15 protein-coding genes and 1 tRNA gene are annotated in these 17,980 nt (G+C 60.3%); 6 read left to right on the plus strand and 10 right to left on the minus strand.

Translation table 11 applies throughout. The annotated features are described in order from the left end of the window. The coding region (locus BV911_RS19760) for a hypothetical protein (protein ID WP_205963828.1) at window positions 1–278 on the plus strand (278 nt) is incomplete at its 5' end. Window positions 279–389: 111 nt separating this feature from the next. On the opposite strand, the gene msrQ is transcribed toward BV911_RS19760, so the two are convergent. The 3 genes from msrQ to BV911_RS09255 all read right to left on the minus strand — a co-directional run bounded on the left by msrQ (window position 390) and on the right by BV911_RS09255 (window position 3,578). After that, window positions 390–1,010 carry a protein-methionine-sulfoxide reductase heme-binding subunit MsrQ gene (gene msrQ / locus BV911_RS09245; RefSeq protein WP_086053403.1) on the minus strand — a complete coding sequence of 207 codons (621 nt, stop codon included), beginning with the start codon at window positions 1,008–1,010 and terminating at the stop codon, window positions 390–392. Window positions 1,011–1,015: 5 nt separating this feature from the next. Continuing rightward, a complete protein-coding gene (gene msrP / locus BV911_RS09250) occupies window positions 1,016–1,927 on the minus strand; it encodes a protein-methionine-sulfoxide reductase catalytic subunit MsrP (protein ID WP_086053326.1) in 912 nt (303 codons plus the stop codon). Window positions 1,928–2,042: 115 nt separating this feature from the next. Then, complete coding sequence (locus tag BV911_RS09255; RefSeq protein WP_086053327.1) at window positions 2,043–3,578, minus strand: FMN-binding glutamate synthase family protein; 1,536 nt, start codon at window positions 3,576–3,578, stop codon at window positions 2,043–2,045. Between the two features lie 534 nt (window positions 3,579–4,112). On the opposite strand from BV911_RS09255, the gene BV911_RS09260 reads away from it, so the two are divergent. Next, a complete protein-coding gene (locus BV911_RS09260; RefSeq protein ID WP_086053328.1) occupies window positions 4,113–4,613 on the plus strand; it encodes a fasciclin domain-containing protein in 501 nt (166 codons plus the stop codon). Window positions 4,614–4,684: 71 nt separating this feature from the next. Here BV911_RS09260 and clpB read toward each other — a convergent pair whose 3' ends face one another. Together clpB and BV911_RS09270 are read right to left on the minus strand one after the other, a co-directional pair. After that, complete coding sequence (gene clpB / locus BV911_RS09265; protein WP_086053329.1) at window positions 4,685–7,300, minus strand: ATP-dependent chaperone ClpB; 2,616 nt, start codon at window positions 7,298–7,300, stop codon at window positions 4,685–4,687. A gap of 129 nt (window positions 7,301–7,429) precedes the next feature. Further along, complete coding sequence (locus BV911_RS09270; RefSeq protein WP_086053330.1) at window positions 7,430–7,624, minus strand: hypothetical protein; 195 nt, start codon at window positions 7,622–7,624, stop codon at window positions 7,430–7,432. A 136-nt stretch (window positions 7,625–7,760) separates the two neighbouring features. On the opposite strand from BV911_RS09270, the gene pyrF reads away from it, so the two are divergent. Beyond that, window positions 7,761–8,462, plus strand: coding sequence for an orotidine-5'-phosphate decarboxylase (gene pyrF / locus BV911_RS09275; protein WP_086053331.1), 702 nt, complete (start codon window positions 7,761–7,763; stop codon window positions 8,460–8,462). Between the two features lie 144 nt (window positions 8,463–8,606). Here the strand turns inward: pyrF and BV911_RS09280 are convergent, their stop codons facing one another. Continuing rightward, on the minus strand, window positions 8,607–9,047 hold the full coding sequence (locus tag BV911_RS09280; RefSeq protein ID WP_086053332.1) for an NUDIX hydrolase: 441 nt from the start codon (window positions 9,045–9,047) through the stop codon (window positions 8,607–8,609). Between the two features lie 83 nt (window positions 9,048–9,130). On the opposite strand from BV911_RS09280, the gene BV911_RS09285 reads away from it, so the two are divergent. Then, the gene (locus tag BV911_RS09285) at window positions 9,131–10,384 is read left to right on the plus strand and encodes a DNA polymerase IV (protein WP_086053333.1); all 1,254 of its coding nucleotides are present in this window, start codon (window positions 9,131–9,133) and stop codon (window positions 10,382–10,384) included. 11 nt (window positions 10,385–10,395) lie between these two features. On the opposite strand, the gene BV911_RS09290 is transcribed toward BV911_RS09285, so the two are convergent. Further along, the gene (locus tag BV911_RS09290) at window positions 10,396–11,256 is read right to left on the minus strand and encodes an N-formylglutamate amidohydrolase (protein WP_086053334.1); all 861 of its coding nucleotides are present in this window, start codon (window positions 11,254–11,256) and stop codon (window positions 10,396–10,398) included. A gap of 160 nt (window positions 11,257–11,416) precedes the next feature. On the opposite strand from BV911_RS09290, the gene BV911_RS09295 reads away from it, so the two are divergent. Both BV911_RS09295 and ykgO read left to right on the plus strand, forming a co-directional pair. Then, window positions 11,417–11,491 (plus strand) — tRNA-Val (locus tag BV911_RS09295). A gap of 94 nt (window positions 11,492–11,585) precedes the next feature. Further along, on the plus strand, window positions 11,586–11,711 hold the full coding sequence (gene ykgO / locus BV911_RS09300) for a type B 50S ribosomal protein L36 (protein WP_086053335.1): 126 nt from the start codon (window positions 11,586–11,588) through the stop codon (window positions 11,709–11,711). Window positions 11,712–11,820: 109 nt separating this feature from the next. On the opposite strand, the gene BV911_RS09305 is transcribed toward ykgO, so the two are convergent. From BV911_RS09305 to fdhF, 3 genes are all read right to left on the minus strand, one after another. Further along, a complete protein-coding gene (locus tag BV911_RS09305; protein WP_139840058.1) occupies window positions 11,821–12,723 on the minus strand; it encodes a PAS domain-containing protein in 903 nt (300 codons plus the stop codon). A 117-nt stretch (window positions 12,724–12,840) separates the two neighbouring features. Further along, a complete protein-coding gene (locus BV911_RS09310) occupies window positions 12,841–14,043 on the minus strand; it encodes a phenylacetate--CoA ligase family protein (protein WP_240512207.1) in 1,203 nt (400 codons plus the stop codon). A gap of 1,158 nt (window positions 14,044–15,201) precedes the next feature. Next, window positions 15,202–17,961, minus strand: a complete 2,760-nt coding sequence (fdhF, locus tag BV911_RS09315; protein ID WP_086053338.1) for a formate dehydrogenase subunit alpha — start codon at window positions 17,959–17,961, stop codon at window positions 15,202–15,204. Window positions 17,962–17,980: the final 19 nt, after the last annotated feature.

Genomic DNA, 17,980 nt, shown 5'->3' on the forward strand with positions numbered 1-17,980 from the left:
TCTCTTCAGATTACAAATTGTCAAACAACGTGGGGCAAAACCCCGAAAACCTCGTCAATGCAAGAGGCAAAAATTCACAGGTGGCGCTCAATAAAAGCGCTGCCCGCTCACACTCGTCTCCAACATCACACCAGAACCAACTCGCCGCCGGCCCCGATCCCCGTCCCCAGCGCCGCCTTGTCGTTGGCGCCGTGTCCGGTGAGGGGCTGTCTAAGCAAACCCACCAACGCCCGCAACCCCTTTTTTACAATTCAACACAATCAATCCAAATAAAATGAAAATGCGAACAATATCAATGGGATGCAGAAACAGGTCGCCAAACACTCAACGCAATGACGCCCCGCAAGAACCCAAAAACGCAAGAATCGCCCGCCGCCCTACCCGCCGCTTCAGACGTTGCCCCTACGTCCAACAAACCCAAACCCGCCACGGGGCACCAAACGCAACCCAACCAACCCAACAATCCCAGTTAGATACAGCAGCGGCGTGACCTGCCAGCCTTTGACCAGCATCACGTAATGTATCGCACCCAACATGGCCGCCAGATATGCGAGCCGATGCAGTCGCCGCCAGTTCATCGCCCCAAGCCTCCGTATGGACCAAGCGTTTGAGGTCAGCGCCAACGGCAACAGGCATAGAAACCCCACCATGCCGATCGTGATGTAGGGCCGATTGAGGATGTCTTGCCAGATCAGGGCCGGTTGCTGAACGTCCAGCACCAGCCAGACCGACAAATGCGCGGCAATGTAGAAGAACGTCAGCAGCCCAAGCGCCCGGCGAAACCGGAGCAGATTGAGACCCGCAAACCGCCGCAAGGGCGTGACGCAAAGACTGGCGATGAGAAACTGTAGGCCGATCAGGCCATAGCGATGCTCCAGCGCCTTGGTTGGATCGACCCCCAACTGCCCCGACACCGCCAGCCAGAACAACCAGCCCATAGGGACAAGCCCCACCCCATAGACCACTCCAGTGGGCAGGCGCCGGGCCGCAGAATTCACCGTATCGGTCATGGTCATCAGAAATTCTTAACCAGATCCATCCCGCCATACAGGCTGGCAACCTCTTCGGCATAGCCATTGAACATCAGGGTGTCTTGCCGTTTGGCAAACAAGCCGCCGCCAATGCGACGTTCCGTTGCCTGCGACCAGCGCGGATGATCGACCTCTGGGTTCACGTTGGAAAAGAAGCCGTATTCCCGAGGCAACACCATGTTCCAACTGGTTGCGGGCTGGTCTTCGGTCAGGGTGATTTTCGTAATCGATTTGATCGATTTAAACCCGTATTTCCACGGCACCACCAGCCGGATCGGTGCACCATTCTGATTGGGCAGCGGCTTGCCATACAGCCCAGTCGCCAGAATCGTCAGCGGATGCATGGCCTCGTCCAGCCGCAATCCTTCGCGATAGGGCCACTCCAGCACGCCATACTGTTGCCCCCGCATTTCAGAGGGCCGCAACAGGGTTTCAAAGGCCACGTATTTCGCTGAGGGCTGAACGCCGACGCGGTTCAAAAGGGCGTTCAGTTCAAACCCCTCCCAAGGCACCACCATCGACCAGCCTTCGACACAGCGCAGTCGGTAGATGCGTTCTTCGACATCCATGCCCGCGACGATGTCCTCAAGGCCGTAAGTGCCGGGCCGATCCACCAGACCGTCGATTTCAATGCTCCACGGATCGGTGGTCAAGGCGTCAGCATACCGCGCCGGGTCATCCTTTCCGGTCCCGAATTCATAGAAATTGTTATAGGTGGTCACATCCTCGAAGCTGTTCACCGCCTCATCGGTGGAGAAGCCGCTGGCGGCTAGTGTTGGTCCGGCGATCCCACCGGCACCAAGGGCCAGCACCCCGGTCATCATCTGCCGCCTGTTCAAATAGACCGCTTCGGGCGTCACATCCGCCCATGTCAGTCCTGCTCGTGTCCGTCCCATCGCACTCTCCTAATACCAATTAAACCATAGCGCGGGCGTATAGGTCGTCCAGACACGCCGGTTCACAGTTGCGTCTCCTGCCTGAAACACTTCGCAGTGTCCTACGCCGCCGGAATCAGGCGAGGGTTTCTGCCGACAAGATTTCCGGTCCATGACTGGCTTCCGGAAAGGCCGCAGCAGGTTCCGGGAATAACTGGTTCATCCGCACCGAACGGCCATTGGGCTGCACCAGGCGGACATGGGCTCGGGACAGGTGCCGCGGTTCGGACACCCCCACCGAATGGGAAATGATCTCGACCTCTTTGATGACGCCGGTCGCATAATGGGCAACCCGGGTTGCCTTGTCGCCAACCACGATGCCTTTCTGTAGCCGTGGATCATGGGTGGTGATCCCCGTCGGACAGGTATTCTTGTTACATCGCAGGGCCTGAATACAGCCGAGCGAAAACATGAAGCCTCGCGCCGAGGTGGTAAAATCTGCCCCGGCCGCCAATGCCCAGGCCACATCGCCCGGATTGACCAGCTTGCCGCTGGCAATCACCCGGATCCGCTGACGCAACCCGTATTCATGCAAGACATCCACCATGCGCGGCAGCGCCTCGCGTAGCGGCATCCCAACCAGATCCATAAGCGGCATCGGCGCGGCGCCCGTGCCGCCCTCGCCGCCATCAATGGTCATGAAATCGGGGGCGCTGTCGATGCCACGCTGGACGATGGTGCTGAACAACTCGCGCAGTCCATCGACGGAGCCAATGCACATCTTGACGCCAACCGGCTTGCCGGTGACCTCGCGGACGTGGGCGACGAAATCCAGCAGGTCGTTCCAATTGTGAACCTCGGCGTGGCGGTTGGGCGAAATACTGGCCTCACCCACCGGAATGCCGCGCACGGCAGCGATCTCGGCCGTTACCTTCGCTGCGGGCAGAATCCCGCCCTTGCCGGGCTTGGCCCCTTGGCTGAGCTTAATCTCGAACATCCGAACGCTTTCATGGGCCGCCACAGCACGCAGCCTACCGTCGTCCAGTGTTCCGGCGGCATTGCGGACGCCGTATTTTGCGGTCCCGATCTGAAAGACGATGTCGCAGCCGCCCTCCAGATGAAACGGCGACAGGCCACCCTCGCCAGTATTCATCCACACGCCGGCCTTTTTGGCACCGCGCGACAAGGCTTGCACCGCAGGTTTCGACAAGGCGCCATAGCTCATGCCGGAAATGTTGAAGATCGACCGCGCGACATAGGGAGTGCGCGTCTCTGGTCCGATCACCAACGGCGAAGCAGGCGCAGCTTCTTCGTCCAGCGGCGGAAAAGCGGAATTCACGAAAATCGGGGTGCCGACCACGTCCAGACTGCGGGTGGAGCCGAATGCAATCGTGTTGCCCATCCCCTCGGCTGCGCGTTCAACCCAGTCCCGCTGCGCCCGATTGAACGGCATTTCTTCACGGTCCATAGCAAAAAAGTACTGGCGGAAGAACTCGCCCAGACTTGTGAACAGATTCCGAAATCGTCCGAGAACCGGGTAATTGCGTCTAATCGCGTCATGGGATTGATACCGGTCGATGAAAAACAGCGTGATCAGCGTGCAAAGCAACAGGAACAAGCCCGTCGCGATGACCTGTTGTAAGACGTTCAGACCTTGTTCCATGGTTCCCATCTCATTCCTCCTGCTCCTCCATCGCGGGTCCGTCCGACTGGCAAGCACCGCGTGTCTGCCCACTAACTCCATATTTCAGGTTGCAGGGCAACAGCCACAACGGGAACACGGCCCCCACGGAAATTTTCACAGCTGGATTTGACAGCGCAGGTAGGTCGCCAAATTGATCGACCGGATGCCCCCCGGTCACCGGTTATGACACAGGAAAAGTCACTGTCGGGCAGAGTTTTCATGGCGTAGCCTTGGGACTGGCGATGACAAAAGGCAACTTTGACCTTGCGAGGCACCCGCTTGCATCCCGCACCCGGCCCGCGGCCCGCGGCCCGCGGCGATCAAGCCGGATCACATCCAGTCGCGCAAGTGTGAGTGGCAAGTTTCCGGTGCCCGCGCTTAGCCCGATCCGTCCGACCATCAAGACACCAAACAGAATAAATTAAGGGGTTTTGCGGCGGAAATCCCTGTGTCCGCGCCTAACTGACCCTTGCCGAAAGCGTCCGTGTCACGGTCGCCGACACCTTAAAAGGAGATACCCACATGCGTCGCAGATCATTGCTTGCTTTTGCCGTCACCGCCAGCCTTGCCGCACCGGTCCTGATCGGCGCTCCGGCCTTTGCCGAAAGCCACAGCGGACCGAAGGACATCGTCGCCACCGCCGTCGATGCCGGGTCGTTCACCACCCTCGTTGCCGCGGTCGAGGCCGCCGGCCTTGTGGAAACCCTCCAAGGTGAGGGGCCATTCACGGTGTTCGCGCCGACTGACGCGGCCTTTGCCAAACTGCCTGAGGGAACCGTCGACGACCTGCTCAACGACATTCCGACCCTGACCAAAATCCTGACCTATCACGTTGTTCCGGGGGCTGTGATGTCCACCGATCTTAGCGACAACATGATGGCGGGCACAGTCGAAGGCAGCGAGCTGACCATCACCACCATGGACGGCGTGAAGGTGAACGACGCCACGGTCACGCAGGCCGACATCAAGGCCAGCAACGGGGTGATCCATGTGATCGACACCGTTCTGATGCCAGCCGACTGATCGCTGTAACTAAATCTGGCGCGGCCCGTGTTCGACGGGTCGCGCCAGATCGTGATTATTAAATCGTCGCGTTAGTGGATGACTGCCGTGCGCGGCGCGGCGCGGGACGACCGACTAACACGGCCGCCGACAAGCAAACCATCCGATCCCGCCGACACGCTGATTGCGTCGCCGTCCCGAACGTCCCCAGCCAGAATCATCTCGGCCAACGGATCCTGCAATGCCCGCTGCAACACCCGCTTCAATGGACGCGCGCCAAACACCGGGTCATAGCCTTCGTCGGCCAGCCAGTCCAACGCCGCTTGATCCAGCTCAAGCTTGATCTTGCGCCCGGCCAAACGCTTTTCAAGCCGTCGCATCTGAATCTCAACAATTCCGGCCATGTCCTCGCGCGCCAAGCGGTCGAAGATGACGGTCTCGTCGAGACGATTCAGAAATTCCGGGCGGAAATGGCCCCGAACCGCTTCCATCACGTCCAGCCGCGCTTCCGTTGGGTCTGCACCGTCCGGCAGCGAACTCAAGGCTTGCGACCCAAGGTTCGACGTCAGCACGATCAGCGTCTGCTTGAAGTCGACCCGGTGGCCCTGACCATCGGTCAGCACCCCGTCATCCAACACCTGCAACAGCACGTTGAAGACATCTGGATGCGCCTTCTCAACCTCGTCAAACAGCACAACTTGATAGGGACGCCGCCGCACCGCTTCGGTCAGAACCCCGCCTTCGTCATAGCCGACATAGCCCGGAGGCGCGCCGATCAGACGGGCCACGGAATGCTTCTCCATGAATTCACTCATGTCGATCCGCACCATCGCGTTGTCATCGTCGAACAGGTACTCGGCCACCGCCTTGGTCAGCTCGGTTTTGCCGACGCCGGTTGGCCCGAGAAACAGGAACGAGCCCAACGGCCGGTTCTCATCATTCAGACCGGCCCGCGCCCGGCGCACCGCATTCGACACCGCCCGGACGGCATCGTGCTGCCCAATCACCCGGCGACCCAGTTCGTCCTCCATCCGGAGCAGCTTTTCACGCTCGCCTTCCAGCATTTTCGACATCGGGATGCCGGTCCAGCGTTCGACCACGCCCGCGATCTGCTCGGGGCGCACGGCCTCTTCGACCATGACGTCGCTTTCTGCTTCCTCCGCCGCTACCAGCTGTTTTTCCAGCCCCGGAATCACCCCATAGGATAGCTCGCCCGCCTTCGCCAGATTACCTTCGCGCTTGGCCTGATCCAGTTCAGCCCTTGCATGATCCAGCTGTTCTTTGATGTCGCGCGCGTTGGCCAACTTGTCACGCTCGCCCTGCCACTGCGCCGTCATGGCGTCAGATTTTTCCATCAAATCCGACAATTCCACCTCCAGCGCCGCAAGGCGGTCTTTGCTGGCCTGATCGTCTTCTTTCTTCAGCGCTTCGGCTTCGATCTGCTTTTGCAGGATCTCGCGGTCCAGCGTGTCCAGTTCTTCGGGCTTGCTGTCCACCTCCATCCGCAGCCGCGCGGCGGCCTCGTCCATCAGGTCGATGGCCTTGTCAGGCAGGAACCGGTCGGTGATGTAGCGGTGGCTCAGCGTCGCCGCCGCGACCAGCGCACTGTCACTGATCCGAACCCCGTGATGGACCTCGTATTTTTCCTTGATGCCGCGCAGGATGGAAATCGTGTCCTCCACCGTCGGTTCTTCCACCATCACAGGCTGGAAGCGCCGGGCAAGAGCCGCGTCTTTTTCCACATGCTTGCGGTACTCATCCAGCGTGGTCGCACCAATGCAGTGCAATTCGCCTCGCGCCAGCGCCGGTTTCAGCAGGTTGGACGCATCCATCGCCCCATCCGCCTTGCCCGCGCCAACAAGCGTGTGCATCTCGTCGATGAACAGCACGATCTCACCGGCCGCAGATGTCACTTCCGACAACACCGCCTTCAGCCGTTCTTCAAATTCACCGCGATACTTGGCGCCCGCAATCAAAGCGCCCATGTCCAGCGCCATCAACCGTTTGTTCTTCAAGCTTTCCGGCACGTCGCCATTGACGATCCGCAGCGCCAAGCCTTCGGCAATCGCCGTTTTACCGACGCCCGGCTCCCCGATCAGAACGGGGTTGTTCTTGGTCCGGCGGCTGAGCACCTGCATGGCGCGGCGAATTTCCTCGTCGCGCCCGATGATCGGGTCGATCTTGCCCTCGCGGGCCGCCTCGGTCAGATCGCGGGCATATTTTTTCATAGCATCATAACTTTGCTCGGCACTGGCACTGTCAGCCGTGCGCCCCTTGCGCAGATCGTTAATCGCCGAATTCAAACTCATCGCCGACACGGCACCGGCGTCTAGCGCGTCCTTGGCTTTCGAACGCACCACCGCAAGCGCCGTCAGCAGACGTTCCACCGGAACGAAGCTGTCCCCGGCCTTGGTCGCGATCTTTTCGGCCTCATCCAGAACCTTGGCGGTCTGGGTGTCCACATAGATCTGCCCGGTATCGCCGGTGACTTTCGGCAATTTCGAGAGGGCCAAATCGTTGGCCTCCACCACCCGTTCCGGGGCGCCGCCGGCACGCTTGATCAGGTTGCTGGCCAGACCTTCTTCGTCATCCAGTAGGGCCTTCAACAGGTGTTCGGGGGCCATTTTCTGATGGTTTTCCCGGATCGCAATCGTCTGCGCAGCTTGCAAAAACCCGCGCGACCGCTCCGTGAACTTTTCCATGTTCATGGATATTCTCCTTTTCAAAGCGCCTTTTCGAGAATCGCCCAAGGTGGCACGACTCTCCAAGGCCTTGCCTCATATTTGGGAAACCCGATCACGAGGTGCAAGCCGAAGCTTGAACTTAAAGCACAATTTTCAGGCAACCGCCCGGCAGATCAGGCCATCAGGAACCGCAGCCGATGCAGCAGAGCTAACTGCACTGGGCTGAGTCGCATCTGCAATTGCGTCAAACCAGAATGCGATCTGTTTCGGCAGGCTGCGCTGATGAAAGGTGAAACCGCTCGGCCATACGCCAAACGATTGCGGCGGATCATGCACCAGCAGCAGCACATTCTACCCCGCCATCGTTTGGGATCGGCGCCCCCCTTTGCGGCGCGGGGCCGGGCGAAATCCCGGCATCGCCGCGCCGCTGGCTTGACCTTTGCCCGGCACAACCCCATCACGGCGCAAACGAAAGGACCTGCAAATGCCGCATTCCGCACCGGACGATCGCCTGATTGTCGCCCTCGATGTTCCCGACGCGCTGGCCGGGCTTGAACTGGCAACCCGCATCGGCCCCGATGTCGGGTTCTACAAGATCGGCCTTGGGATGCTCACGGGCGGCGGTCTGGCCTTGGCGAACGAGCTGATCCAAGATCATGGCAAGCGCATCTTTCTGGACATGAAGCTGTTCGACATCAGCGCCACCGTCGAAGCCGCGGTGCGCGGCCTGTCCCGCTTCGATCTGGACTTTCTGACCGTGCATGGCGATCCGCATGTGGTGCGCGCGGCCTGCGAAGGTGCGGCCGGATCGAACCTGAAAATTCTTGCCGTCACCATCCTGACATCACTGGACCGGGCCGATTTGGACGCGTGCCAAATCCGGGCCGGAGACCTGCCGGATCTCGTGTCAGAACGCGCTGCCCGCGCGCTTGAGGCCGGCGCACATGGGGTCATCGCATCGCCGCACGAAGCCGCGCTGATCCGGGCCCTACCGGAAGCGAATGGCAAGTTGATTGTGACCCCCGGCGTGCGCCCCGCCGGTGCCGCCCTTGGGGATCAAAAGCGGGTGGCAACCCCGGAACAAGCCATTGCCGACGGGGCGGATCACATCGTGGTCGGTCGCCCGGTCTGGCAGGCCGCCGACCCAGCTGCGGCCGCCCGCGCCATTCTGGCCAGCCTGCCCTGAGGTCCTTTGGATCGGGTGGCTTCGGCCACCCTTCCGCCACCCAAGTCCTGCGCCCACATCGGTTTTGGCGCGTCAGCTACAATGATGGCGTGCATTCATGCCGTCCGGCCACTGTTTCCGGCAGCCGCCCTTTCAGACATCGTGTTAGGGTCTGCCGGGCCGGTCCATCATGGCGACGAACCGGCGCAACCGATCCTGAAGATGCACGATGGCGCGGGGATGGTTCAAAAACTCTTGCACCGGCATCAACGCCCAGTCCTGTCCTTCGTCGCCCATCCGGACCATGGCGGGATCGAGATCAGGCCATTTAGCGCCCAGAAACCAGCGGCCGGGCGGCCCGGGGTAATAGCGGCGATAGCAAATCCGCGCCGGTGACATCCGCAGCCCCAGTTCTTCGTGCAATTCACGCAACGCCGTTGCCGTGGGGGTCTCGGCTGCCTCACGCCCGCCGCCCGGCAGATCCCATAGCCCCGGAAAGGGAATATCTGGCCGATCGTCGCGCAACAGGGTCAGCACATGACCCCCGACGAGGATGGCCAATTTCGCCCCATCAAAGGGGGCTGCGTTATCGTTGGTATCCGCCATGCAGCACGCGCCGCCTTTTCCCATGCGATCCATGCCTATATACCAAGTTTTAATCACCCGAAACCACCGGGAAAGACCCGCATATGCCCAGCCTTTGCCGCGCCTGCCTGACCCGGTTCGACAGGGGCCCCCGCTGTCCGGCCTGCGCCAGCGCGCGCACCCTGTCGCATCCGGAACTCTTTGACCTGACCATCGCCCATATGGACTGCGACGCCTTTTACGCGTCGGTCGAAAAGCGCGACAATCCCGCGCTGCGCGATAAGCCGGTGATCGTCGGCGGTGGACGACGGGGGGTTGTCTCGACCGCCTGTTACATTGCGCGGATCAAGGGCGTTCACTCGGCGATGCCGATGTTTCAGGCGCTGAAGCTTTGTCCCGAGGCCGTCGTAGTGAAGGGCCGGATGGACACCTATGTCACAGTCTCGCGCCAAATCCGCGCCATGATGGAAGAGATGACCCCGGCGATCGAACCGCTGTCGCTGGACGAGGCCTTTCTTGACCTGTCGGGCACGGCGCGGTTGCATGGCGCGCCCCCGGCGGTGCTGTTGGCGCGGCTTTTGAACCGCATGGAGACGGAGTTGGGCCTGACCGGGTCGGTCGGCCTGTCCCACAACAAGTTTTTGGCCAAGGTCGCGTCGGATCTGGACAAGCCGCGCGGGTTTTCGGTGATTGGCAAAGCTGAAACAGCCGATTTCCTGCGCGACCGGCCGGTACGGATGATCTGGGGGGTTGGCCAAGCCACCCAAACCGCCCTCGCCGCCGCCGGAATCCGCACCTTTGCCGACCTGCTGCGATGGGATCAGCGCGACCTGCACAACCGGTTCGGCGGCTTTGGCGACCGGTTGTGGCATCTGGCCCGGGGTCAAGACCTGCGCCGCGTATCGGCCCGCACCCCGATCAAGTCCATTTCAAACGAGACCACCTTTCACGACGATACCGCCGATGCCGAAATCCTTGACGGCCATATCTGGCGCCTGTCCGAGAAAGTCTCGGACCGGGCCAAAGCACGGGGCCTCGCGGGCCGGGTGGTAACGCTAAAACTGAAACGGGCCAGCCACGCGCTGATCACGCGGCGTCAGGCGTTGCGCGACCCGACCCAGTTGGCCGATAGCCTCTATCGCAGCGCCCGGGCCTTGTATGACCAGACCCCGCAACACGGCCCCTACCGGCTGATTGGCGTTGGGTTGAGCGAACTGGTCGAGGACCGCTTCGCCGATGCCTCCGGCGATCTGTTGGACCCTCAGGCCCGATCCCGGGCGGCCGCCGAACGCGCGGCAGATGCGATCCGCGCCCGATTTGGCCCAGATGCAATTCTCAAGGGCCGATCCCTGCGCTGATCCCCAAGCGGTTATTCTGCCGCCACGGCCTGCTCTTGTTCCTTTGGGCGGCCAATATGCGCGATCTCGGTCATCACCCGGGTAATCAACGCACAGAACGCCGGAAAATCGTCCCGCGGCGCGATCAACGCCTCGTCCATATACAGCGCCCGGTCCATTTCAATCTGGACCACATGCTGATTCTGACTGGGACGGCCATAGCGTTGCGAGATAAACGCCCCGGCGAAAGGCGAATTCCGTGCCACCCGCAGCCCCTCGGCCACAAAGGCCGCTTCGATGCGGTCCACAATGTCGCCGCCCGCAGCGGCACCAAAGCGGTCGCCCAGAACCACCTCTGGCACTTCGCGCCGCCCGCCGGACAGACCTTCAATCGCCTCATGCGGCATGGAATGGAAATCGATCAACACAGACAGACCAAACTGGGCGCGCTGTTCGTGGAGCAGGCGCTGCAAGGCCGCGTGGTACGGATACCAATGGGTGTTCAACCGGCGATGCGCCTCGTCCAGCGTCAGTTTGCCAGAATAAATCGGCTGGCCATTGGACACGACCCGGGGAATCACCCCCAGCCCCGAGGTCACCCGAGGATTGCGCGCCGTCCGGCGCACACCATCGACCACGGCGGGATCCAGTTCGTCAGCACTGCGATTGAGGTCCACATAGGCGCGCGGCGTCCGCGCCAACAATAGAGGCGCGCCCAAACTCGGGGCCGCGGCGATCAGCCGGTCTACAAATGCATCCTCGGATGATCGCAACGCCAAACCGTCTAACACCGTTCGCGCCCTCAGATCTTCGGGATAATCGCTGCCGCTATGGGGCGATGCAAAGATCACGCCGGTCTGGATAGTTTCAGGTCTGATCAGATCGTAGGACACCGTCGCTCCTCCCGGGCACGGTTCCGTATAGCCGAAAAGCAATCCTTTCCAAAAGCCCCCTTGAACCCAGTTCGAATCCTGTCTAAAGACGCTTTCACCGGCGCGGAACCTTCCGCGTCTTGTTCTTTTGAACGGGGCGCAGAGGGAACAGCACTCATAGGGGCGGTTAGCTCAGCGGTAGAGCACTACGTTGACATCGTAGTGGCCACTGGTTCGATCCCAGTACCGCCCACCATGAGGATCTGGCAACAGATGTCGCAAGAAACGCCCCCGGTCAGGGGCATGATGTAACCAGGCGCATCGACGCGCCGCGACAAGAGGAGAGGACCATGAAGGTCAAGAACTCACTTCGCTCGCTCAAGCTGCGTCACCGCGATTGCCGCGTTGTGCGCCGTAAGGGCCGAGTCTACGTAATTAACAAGACTCAACCGAGATTCAAGGCACGTCAAGGCTGAGCTGATATCAGCACAGCATTCTGACATGGCTAGAAGCCGCCCTCCGGGGCGGCTTTTGTGCATTCCGGGCTTCGGCGATCCGGGCATCCCCTTATTGTCGCCGGTGCAATTACTGCACAAGTTCCCGCGCCGACACGATAAATAGCGGGTTATCCCGGTACATCGTGGCACCGATACTTAACTGTAACGCCACGATCATCGCGTTCCGCACCACCAGATGCCGTACCTGCCGCTCCATGCGGTTCAGGACAGCATCGGCCGGAGACTTCGGCAAGTCGATCTCCAGACCGGTAAATTCTGCCAGCGTCATGCCCGGCACCAGATCGCGCGCCGGCCCAAACAGCTCAACAGCCGGACGATTCGCAAAACAGACCTTGCCATCCGGCTCTACCACCAGCACCGCATCCGGCAATACATCCAGCCCTGCACGCAGATCGTTGTCAGCCAGATTGATCACCGCCAGTCGCGAGAACGCGCCCTGCGAATCGTACAAGGGCACAACCAGCCGCCGCCAAACCCGGACGAACACTTGTTTTGGCGGTTCATGTTCGCTGGACACAATCTGATTGCGGCGACTCACCGCTTGGTACAGCGCCGAAAAGAACAGTGCGATGTGGCCGCCGATCTCGCTGGTCAAGCGCCCAGTCATGTCCTGACCATAGGCCGCTGCGATTTCTCGCCCATAATGATCATAGCGAAAATCAATCTGCCCGTCTGCCGGCGATACGATCATCATCCAGTCGGAATACGCCGCAAACTCTGCACTGTCCGCCCAACGATCAAGAATCCGTCCGGACGGGTCACGCTCTCGATGCGCTGCCTTCAGGAAACTGCGTAAGGTTGGGTGATTTAAATCGGCAAGGCAGGGATCCCAGACCACCAGCGGACTGCGCGCACCCTGACTTGCGAACAACGCACCGACGGTATCGGTCCGCCCCGCCGACAATTCATGGGACAAGCGCAAGATTGCCTGACCGTCGGCCTTAGGAACAGGAGGATGAAATTTACTCATCTGCACCTTGATCAATGAATAGAACGGCCTGAATATGGCAGCAATAATGCATCTATAAGGCGCAAAGACCCGCCTTGGTGGGACAAGCCTATCAATCCTGCAGGGATTCTCCTAGCGTCAATGTGGTTCCGGCGCATGCCGGCAGCGCGGCGTAACCGGTGTCGAGACACGTTGGTCATCAATCACCTTGCCATCTCGCGGCAAACTTCCCGGCGGAACCAGTTGGATGATCGGCCGGACCTTCAGGATCTCAGCAACGCTGGCAGAATATTGGCCCGACGGACTGCCTGAGACCTCAATCAAACATGTCACGACATCGACGGCATCAGCGCGTGTCACGACGAGACGGGCGCGCAGGATTTCCGGATGACGGGTCATCAGTTCGGCCACCTGTTCAGGGCGGATGAACAGGTCATTGATTCGGGTCATCTGGTCGGCACGACCGCAACGACCCGCAATCCGGGGGTTGGCATCTGTGGTTGATGCCGTTGTCGGGATGGCGCGACTAAGTTCACCGGTTGCGAACCGAATGAGCGGCGCGAGCGGATTCAGCGTTGTCACCAGAACCTCGCCGATTTCACCTTCGGGCACGGGAGTGCCCGTTCCCGCGGTGACAATTTCGACAATCACGCCCGCGTCCACCGTCATCCCATTTGCCGGTGCGGTTTCATACGCGACACAGCCCAGTTCCGGCATCACAAAGCCCTGCTGACACCGTATCCCCCGCGCGGCAAACAGCGCCCGTTGTCCGGGCTGCAATACGCCATCAGCGACGGCCGCACAGCGAAACGGCAGGTGAACACCCAGAGCCTCCGCCATTTGCACCAATTCGGACAGGAATTTGGGGGGCCCAGCATAGACGGTGCATCCCAGCTCACGCGCTGCGCGCACCTGGCGCGCCGCACCGTCCGCCCCAGCAGGCAGTACCGTGGCGCCCACGACCCGAGAAGCCATATCGAAGAACGGCCCCCAGGAACTCATGTGATAGCCAAAGCAATTCTGCACAATATCGCCGGGACCGACGCCGCACGCCGCCAAAAAATTGCCAACCCGGGACCAATCCTGATCCGACTGCCCTTGACCATAAATCGGCCCGGGCGCACGCAGAATATAATCCAACATCGGATCCGGCGCCGCTGCAAACCCACCAAAGGGCGGATCGGCCAATTGCGACGCGCGCAGAACGGTCCGGCGCAAGACCGGAAGCTGGGCCAACGCGTCGCGCGTGGTGATTGTGGCGGGGTCCACCCTGGACAGAGCCTCGGCATAACCCGGCAACGCTTGCGCCGCCGCAATTTGCAACGGAAGTGCCTCAAACATTGAGGCGCTCCAATCTGAGACTCCGCGTGCCCCCATAGTTTCGTATGTTTTGTGCACGCTTCCCCCCGGAATACGCAGCAACAGTACTTAGAGTCTCAATTACAGACTCGCGACCGTGAATAAACTATTGGACGCCATTGAGAAATTGCTCACGTTAAAAATTCATATTCACGCGATACAGAAACCCTACAACAAAAACTTTTATAAAGCCCATGCAAATCATATTATTGTTGCGTGTATAGAAACAATAAATCTCTCAGGTCTAGCCGCAGAATTCATAATTGATCGCATGCGGCCCCTCAATACGCCCCGCCGATACACCACGTTGGCTGCGTAAGCGTCAAACGAAAAAGGGGCTTTCAACTTACGCTGAAAGCCCCTGTGCGCTGAACCGCCATCTCATCGCTATGCGCTGTATGCGCCGCGTCGACATGACCGAGTGCCCGCCTCCCTTCAGGCACCCACGGTCAGCTTGTTCGATTAGGTCTCATGTGTGTCGTCGGTCGCTGTCCTCAACCGGACGAAACTCTACCTTTGTGTCTTCCGAAATACCTAGATGTAATATTCGCATCCTATACCAATCCCGCCCTCTGAAAATAGAGGGAAAATAAGCTGCTGTGAAACTGCCTTCCGGTGAAGCGCCAACTTCGCGTAATGGCCGGACGTCGCACACGCATAAGTGGTCACATTCACTCAACAATTATCCACAGCAGCTCATTTTAGTTGCCCGTTTAACGCCAAAAAAACGCCTCGCGGGTCACCACCCGATGTCGTCGAAACGCAGTGACAGGTAGTCGCACGTTAAGCTTGCCGATCCAACCCGCCCGCGTCAACCGAATTTACAAATTGCTCAATTTAATCTCATTAAATCTGACGTTTGCCCCTATTTTACGCGCGACGCACAGGGTGACCTGTGGTCAATAATTGACCTAAAACCCTATTCAGGCAGGTTTCGACACAATCGTCCGATGCAAGTCGGGCAAATTTGCGGGTGATTCGCGATTCGCTTATGGGAAGGGCTGATTTGGGCACGATAGCGTCCGCAGGAAACCCGCATAATCTGACCCTGCAAGCCACATTGTCGTGAAGGCGCGGCCATCACCTGGCCGTCCCGACCGACAGTTCACTCGAAATGTGATGCCGGTGGCTTGGAACAGTTTAGCGAACCGCCTCTATGCGGACTGCCGCAAACTTAAATTCAGGGATTTTTCCAAAAGGATCCAGAACCGGATTTGTCAGGATATTGGCCGCCGCCTCAACATAGGCGAACGGGACGAACACCATATCCTCGGCCACGGCGCGATCCGACCGCGCGGCCAGATCGATTGTCCCCCTCCGGGTGGTCAATCTGACCCGATCTCCGGGGACGACCCCAAGTGAGTTCAAAGTTCTGGGATGAATCGTACAACTTGCCGTCGGCTCCAGCGCGTCCAGGATGTGCGACCGTCGGGTCATGGACCCGGTGTGCCAATGCTCCAATTGCCGACCGGTTATCAGGATAAACGGATAGGCGCTGTCAGGAAGTTCGGCCGGTGCAGTCACCTGCGCCGGGGTGAACCGCGCGCGCCCCGAGGCGCGTGGAAACCCATCGCCAAACACCACCGACAGTCCCGGAACATCCGGGCCTAAGCAGGGATAGGTCACGGAGTTTTCCGCATCCAGCCGCTCCCAGCTGATATTGTCGAGGCTTGGCATCACCCCCGTCATCTCGGCAAACACATCGCGCGGATGCGTATAGGTCCAGTCCAGACCCAGACGGCGTGCCATGTCGACGACGATCTGCCAATCGGCCCGCGCGTCACCCGGCGCGGCCACCGCTCGGCGGACCATCTGCACCTGACGGTTGGTGTTCGTGACGGTGCCTTCCTTTTCGAACAAGGCCGCAGCCGGCAAGATCACATCCGCGAAATTCGCCGTCTCGGTCAGGAAAATGTCCTGTACAACCAAATGATCCAATGACGCTAAGGCGTGCCGCGCATGATCAAGGTCAGGATCAGACATCGCCGGATTCTCACCCAAGATATACATGCCCCGGATCTCGCCCCGCGCGATGGCATCAATGATCTCGACCACGGTCAGACCCGGCTGAGGGTCAATTTCGGTTCCGCCCCAGCTGTCCCGGAACCGATTGCGCACCTCGGGGTCGGTCACCGACTGGTAATCCGGCAACATCATCGGGATCAGCCCGGCATCCGACGCCCCCTGCACATTGTTCTGCCCCCGCAACGGATGCAGCCCGGTGCCGGGACGGCCAACATGACCGCATAACAGCGCCAAGCTGATCAGACAGCGCGCATTGTCGGTGCCGTGAATATGTTGGCTAATCCCCATGCCCCAAAAAATCATCCCGGCCCGCGCCCCGGCAAACAACCGGGCAACGTCGCGGATCGTCTCGGCGGGTATGCCACACAGCTCGGCCATCTGCTCAGGCGGGAAGCCTAGCAGATGCGCCCGCAACTCGTCGAAGCCTTCGGTAAATCCGTCGACATATTGCCGGTCGTACAGACCCTCTTTCACGATCACGTGCATCAGCGCATTCAGCAAAGCCACGTCGGTTCCCGGGCGGAATTGCAACATGTGTCGGGCGTGACGCTTAAGCCCCTGACCACGTGGGTCCATCACGATCAAGGCGCCGCCACGTTGGACAAACTGTTTAAAGTAAGTCGCGGCGACTGGGTGATTTTCCGTTGGGTTCGCGCCGATTACGAGGGCCACATCGGCGTGCTCTATTTCATTAAAGCCTGCCGTCACCGCCCCAGAGCCGACATTTTCCATCAGGGCCGCAACTGAGGACGCGTGGCACAGCCGGGTGCAATGATCGACATTGTTGTGACCAAACCCCTGTCTAATCAGCTTTTGAAACAGATATGCCTCTTCATTGGTGCATTTGGCCGAGCCGAAGCCTGCCACCGTGCGCCCGCCTTGTTTTCGCAAGCGCGCCAGCCCCCCGGCAGCGGCATCAAGCGCCTCGTCCCAACTGGCTTCGCGGAAATGCGTGTGCAGATTTCCGGGATCGACGTTCAGCCCTTTGGGCGGCGCATCCTCGCGGCGGATCAACGGCTTGGTCAGGCGGTGTGGGTGGTGGATATAATCGAAGCCGAACCGCCCCTTGACGCAAAGACGCCCTTCATTTGCCGGACCGTTAATGCCGTCGACCCGGGTCACGACCTCATTCTTGACCTTGATTGAAACCTGACAGCCGACGCCGCAAAAGGGGCAAAGGCTGTGCACGTCGCGGTCATAATCGCCGCTGTCTCCGCGCAAATCGGCGTCCAGTGTCGCCGCGGGCATCAAGGCGCCGGTTGGACAGGCCTGCACGCATTCACCACAGGCGACACAGGTACTGGCACCCATAGGGTCGGCCAGATCAAACATGGGAAACGCATCGGCACCGCGGCCTCCCATTCCGATCACGTCATTGACCTGAACCTCGCGGCAGGCCCGCACGCAAAGGCCGCACTGGATACAGGCATCCAGATTGACCGACATCGCCACATGACTGTCGTCCAGCCGAGGCACCCGGTCGGTGGCTTTGGCGGCAAACCGGCTTTCGGTCACGGCTTGATCCGCCGCCATGTCCCAGAAGTGCGAACTGCGGTCATGCGCGTTTTCTGGGTCGGGCTGGTCGGCGACCAGCAACTCCATCACCATCTTGCGCGCTTGCACTTCGCGCGCACCAGATGTCGTGACGACCATCCCCTCGGCGGGCGTACGAATGCACGAGGCCGCCAGCACCCGTTCGCCGTCAATGGCCACCATACAGGCGCGGCAATTGCCGTCCGGGCGGTATCCGGGTTCTGGCTTATGGCACAGATGCGGCAGCCGGTTGCCCAGCCGGTTTGCCACTTGCCACAGGGTTTCGCCGGGTTGGGCCGTGGCCGGACGGCCATCCAGAGTGAACCTGATCGTTTCGGTCATGCCAGATGCCCTCCTTTGG

It is taken from the genome of Pseudoruegeria sp. SK021 (genome assembly GCF_002119405.1).
GTDB lineage: Bacteria > Pseudomonadota > Alphaproteobacteria > Rhodobacterales > Rhodobacteraceae > Meridianimarinicoccus.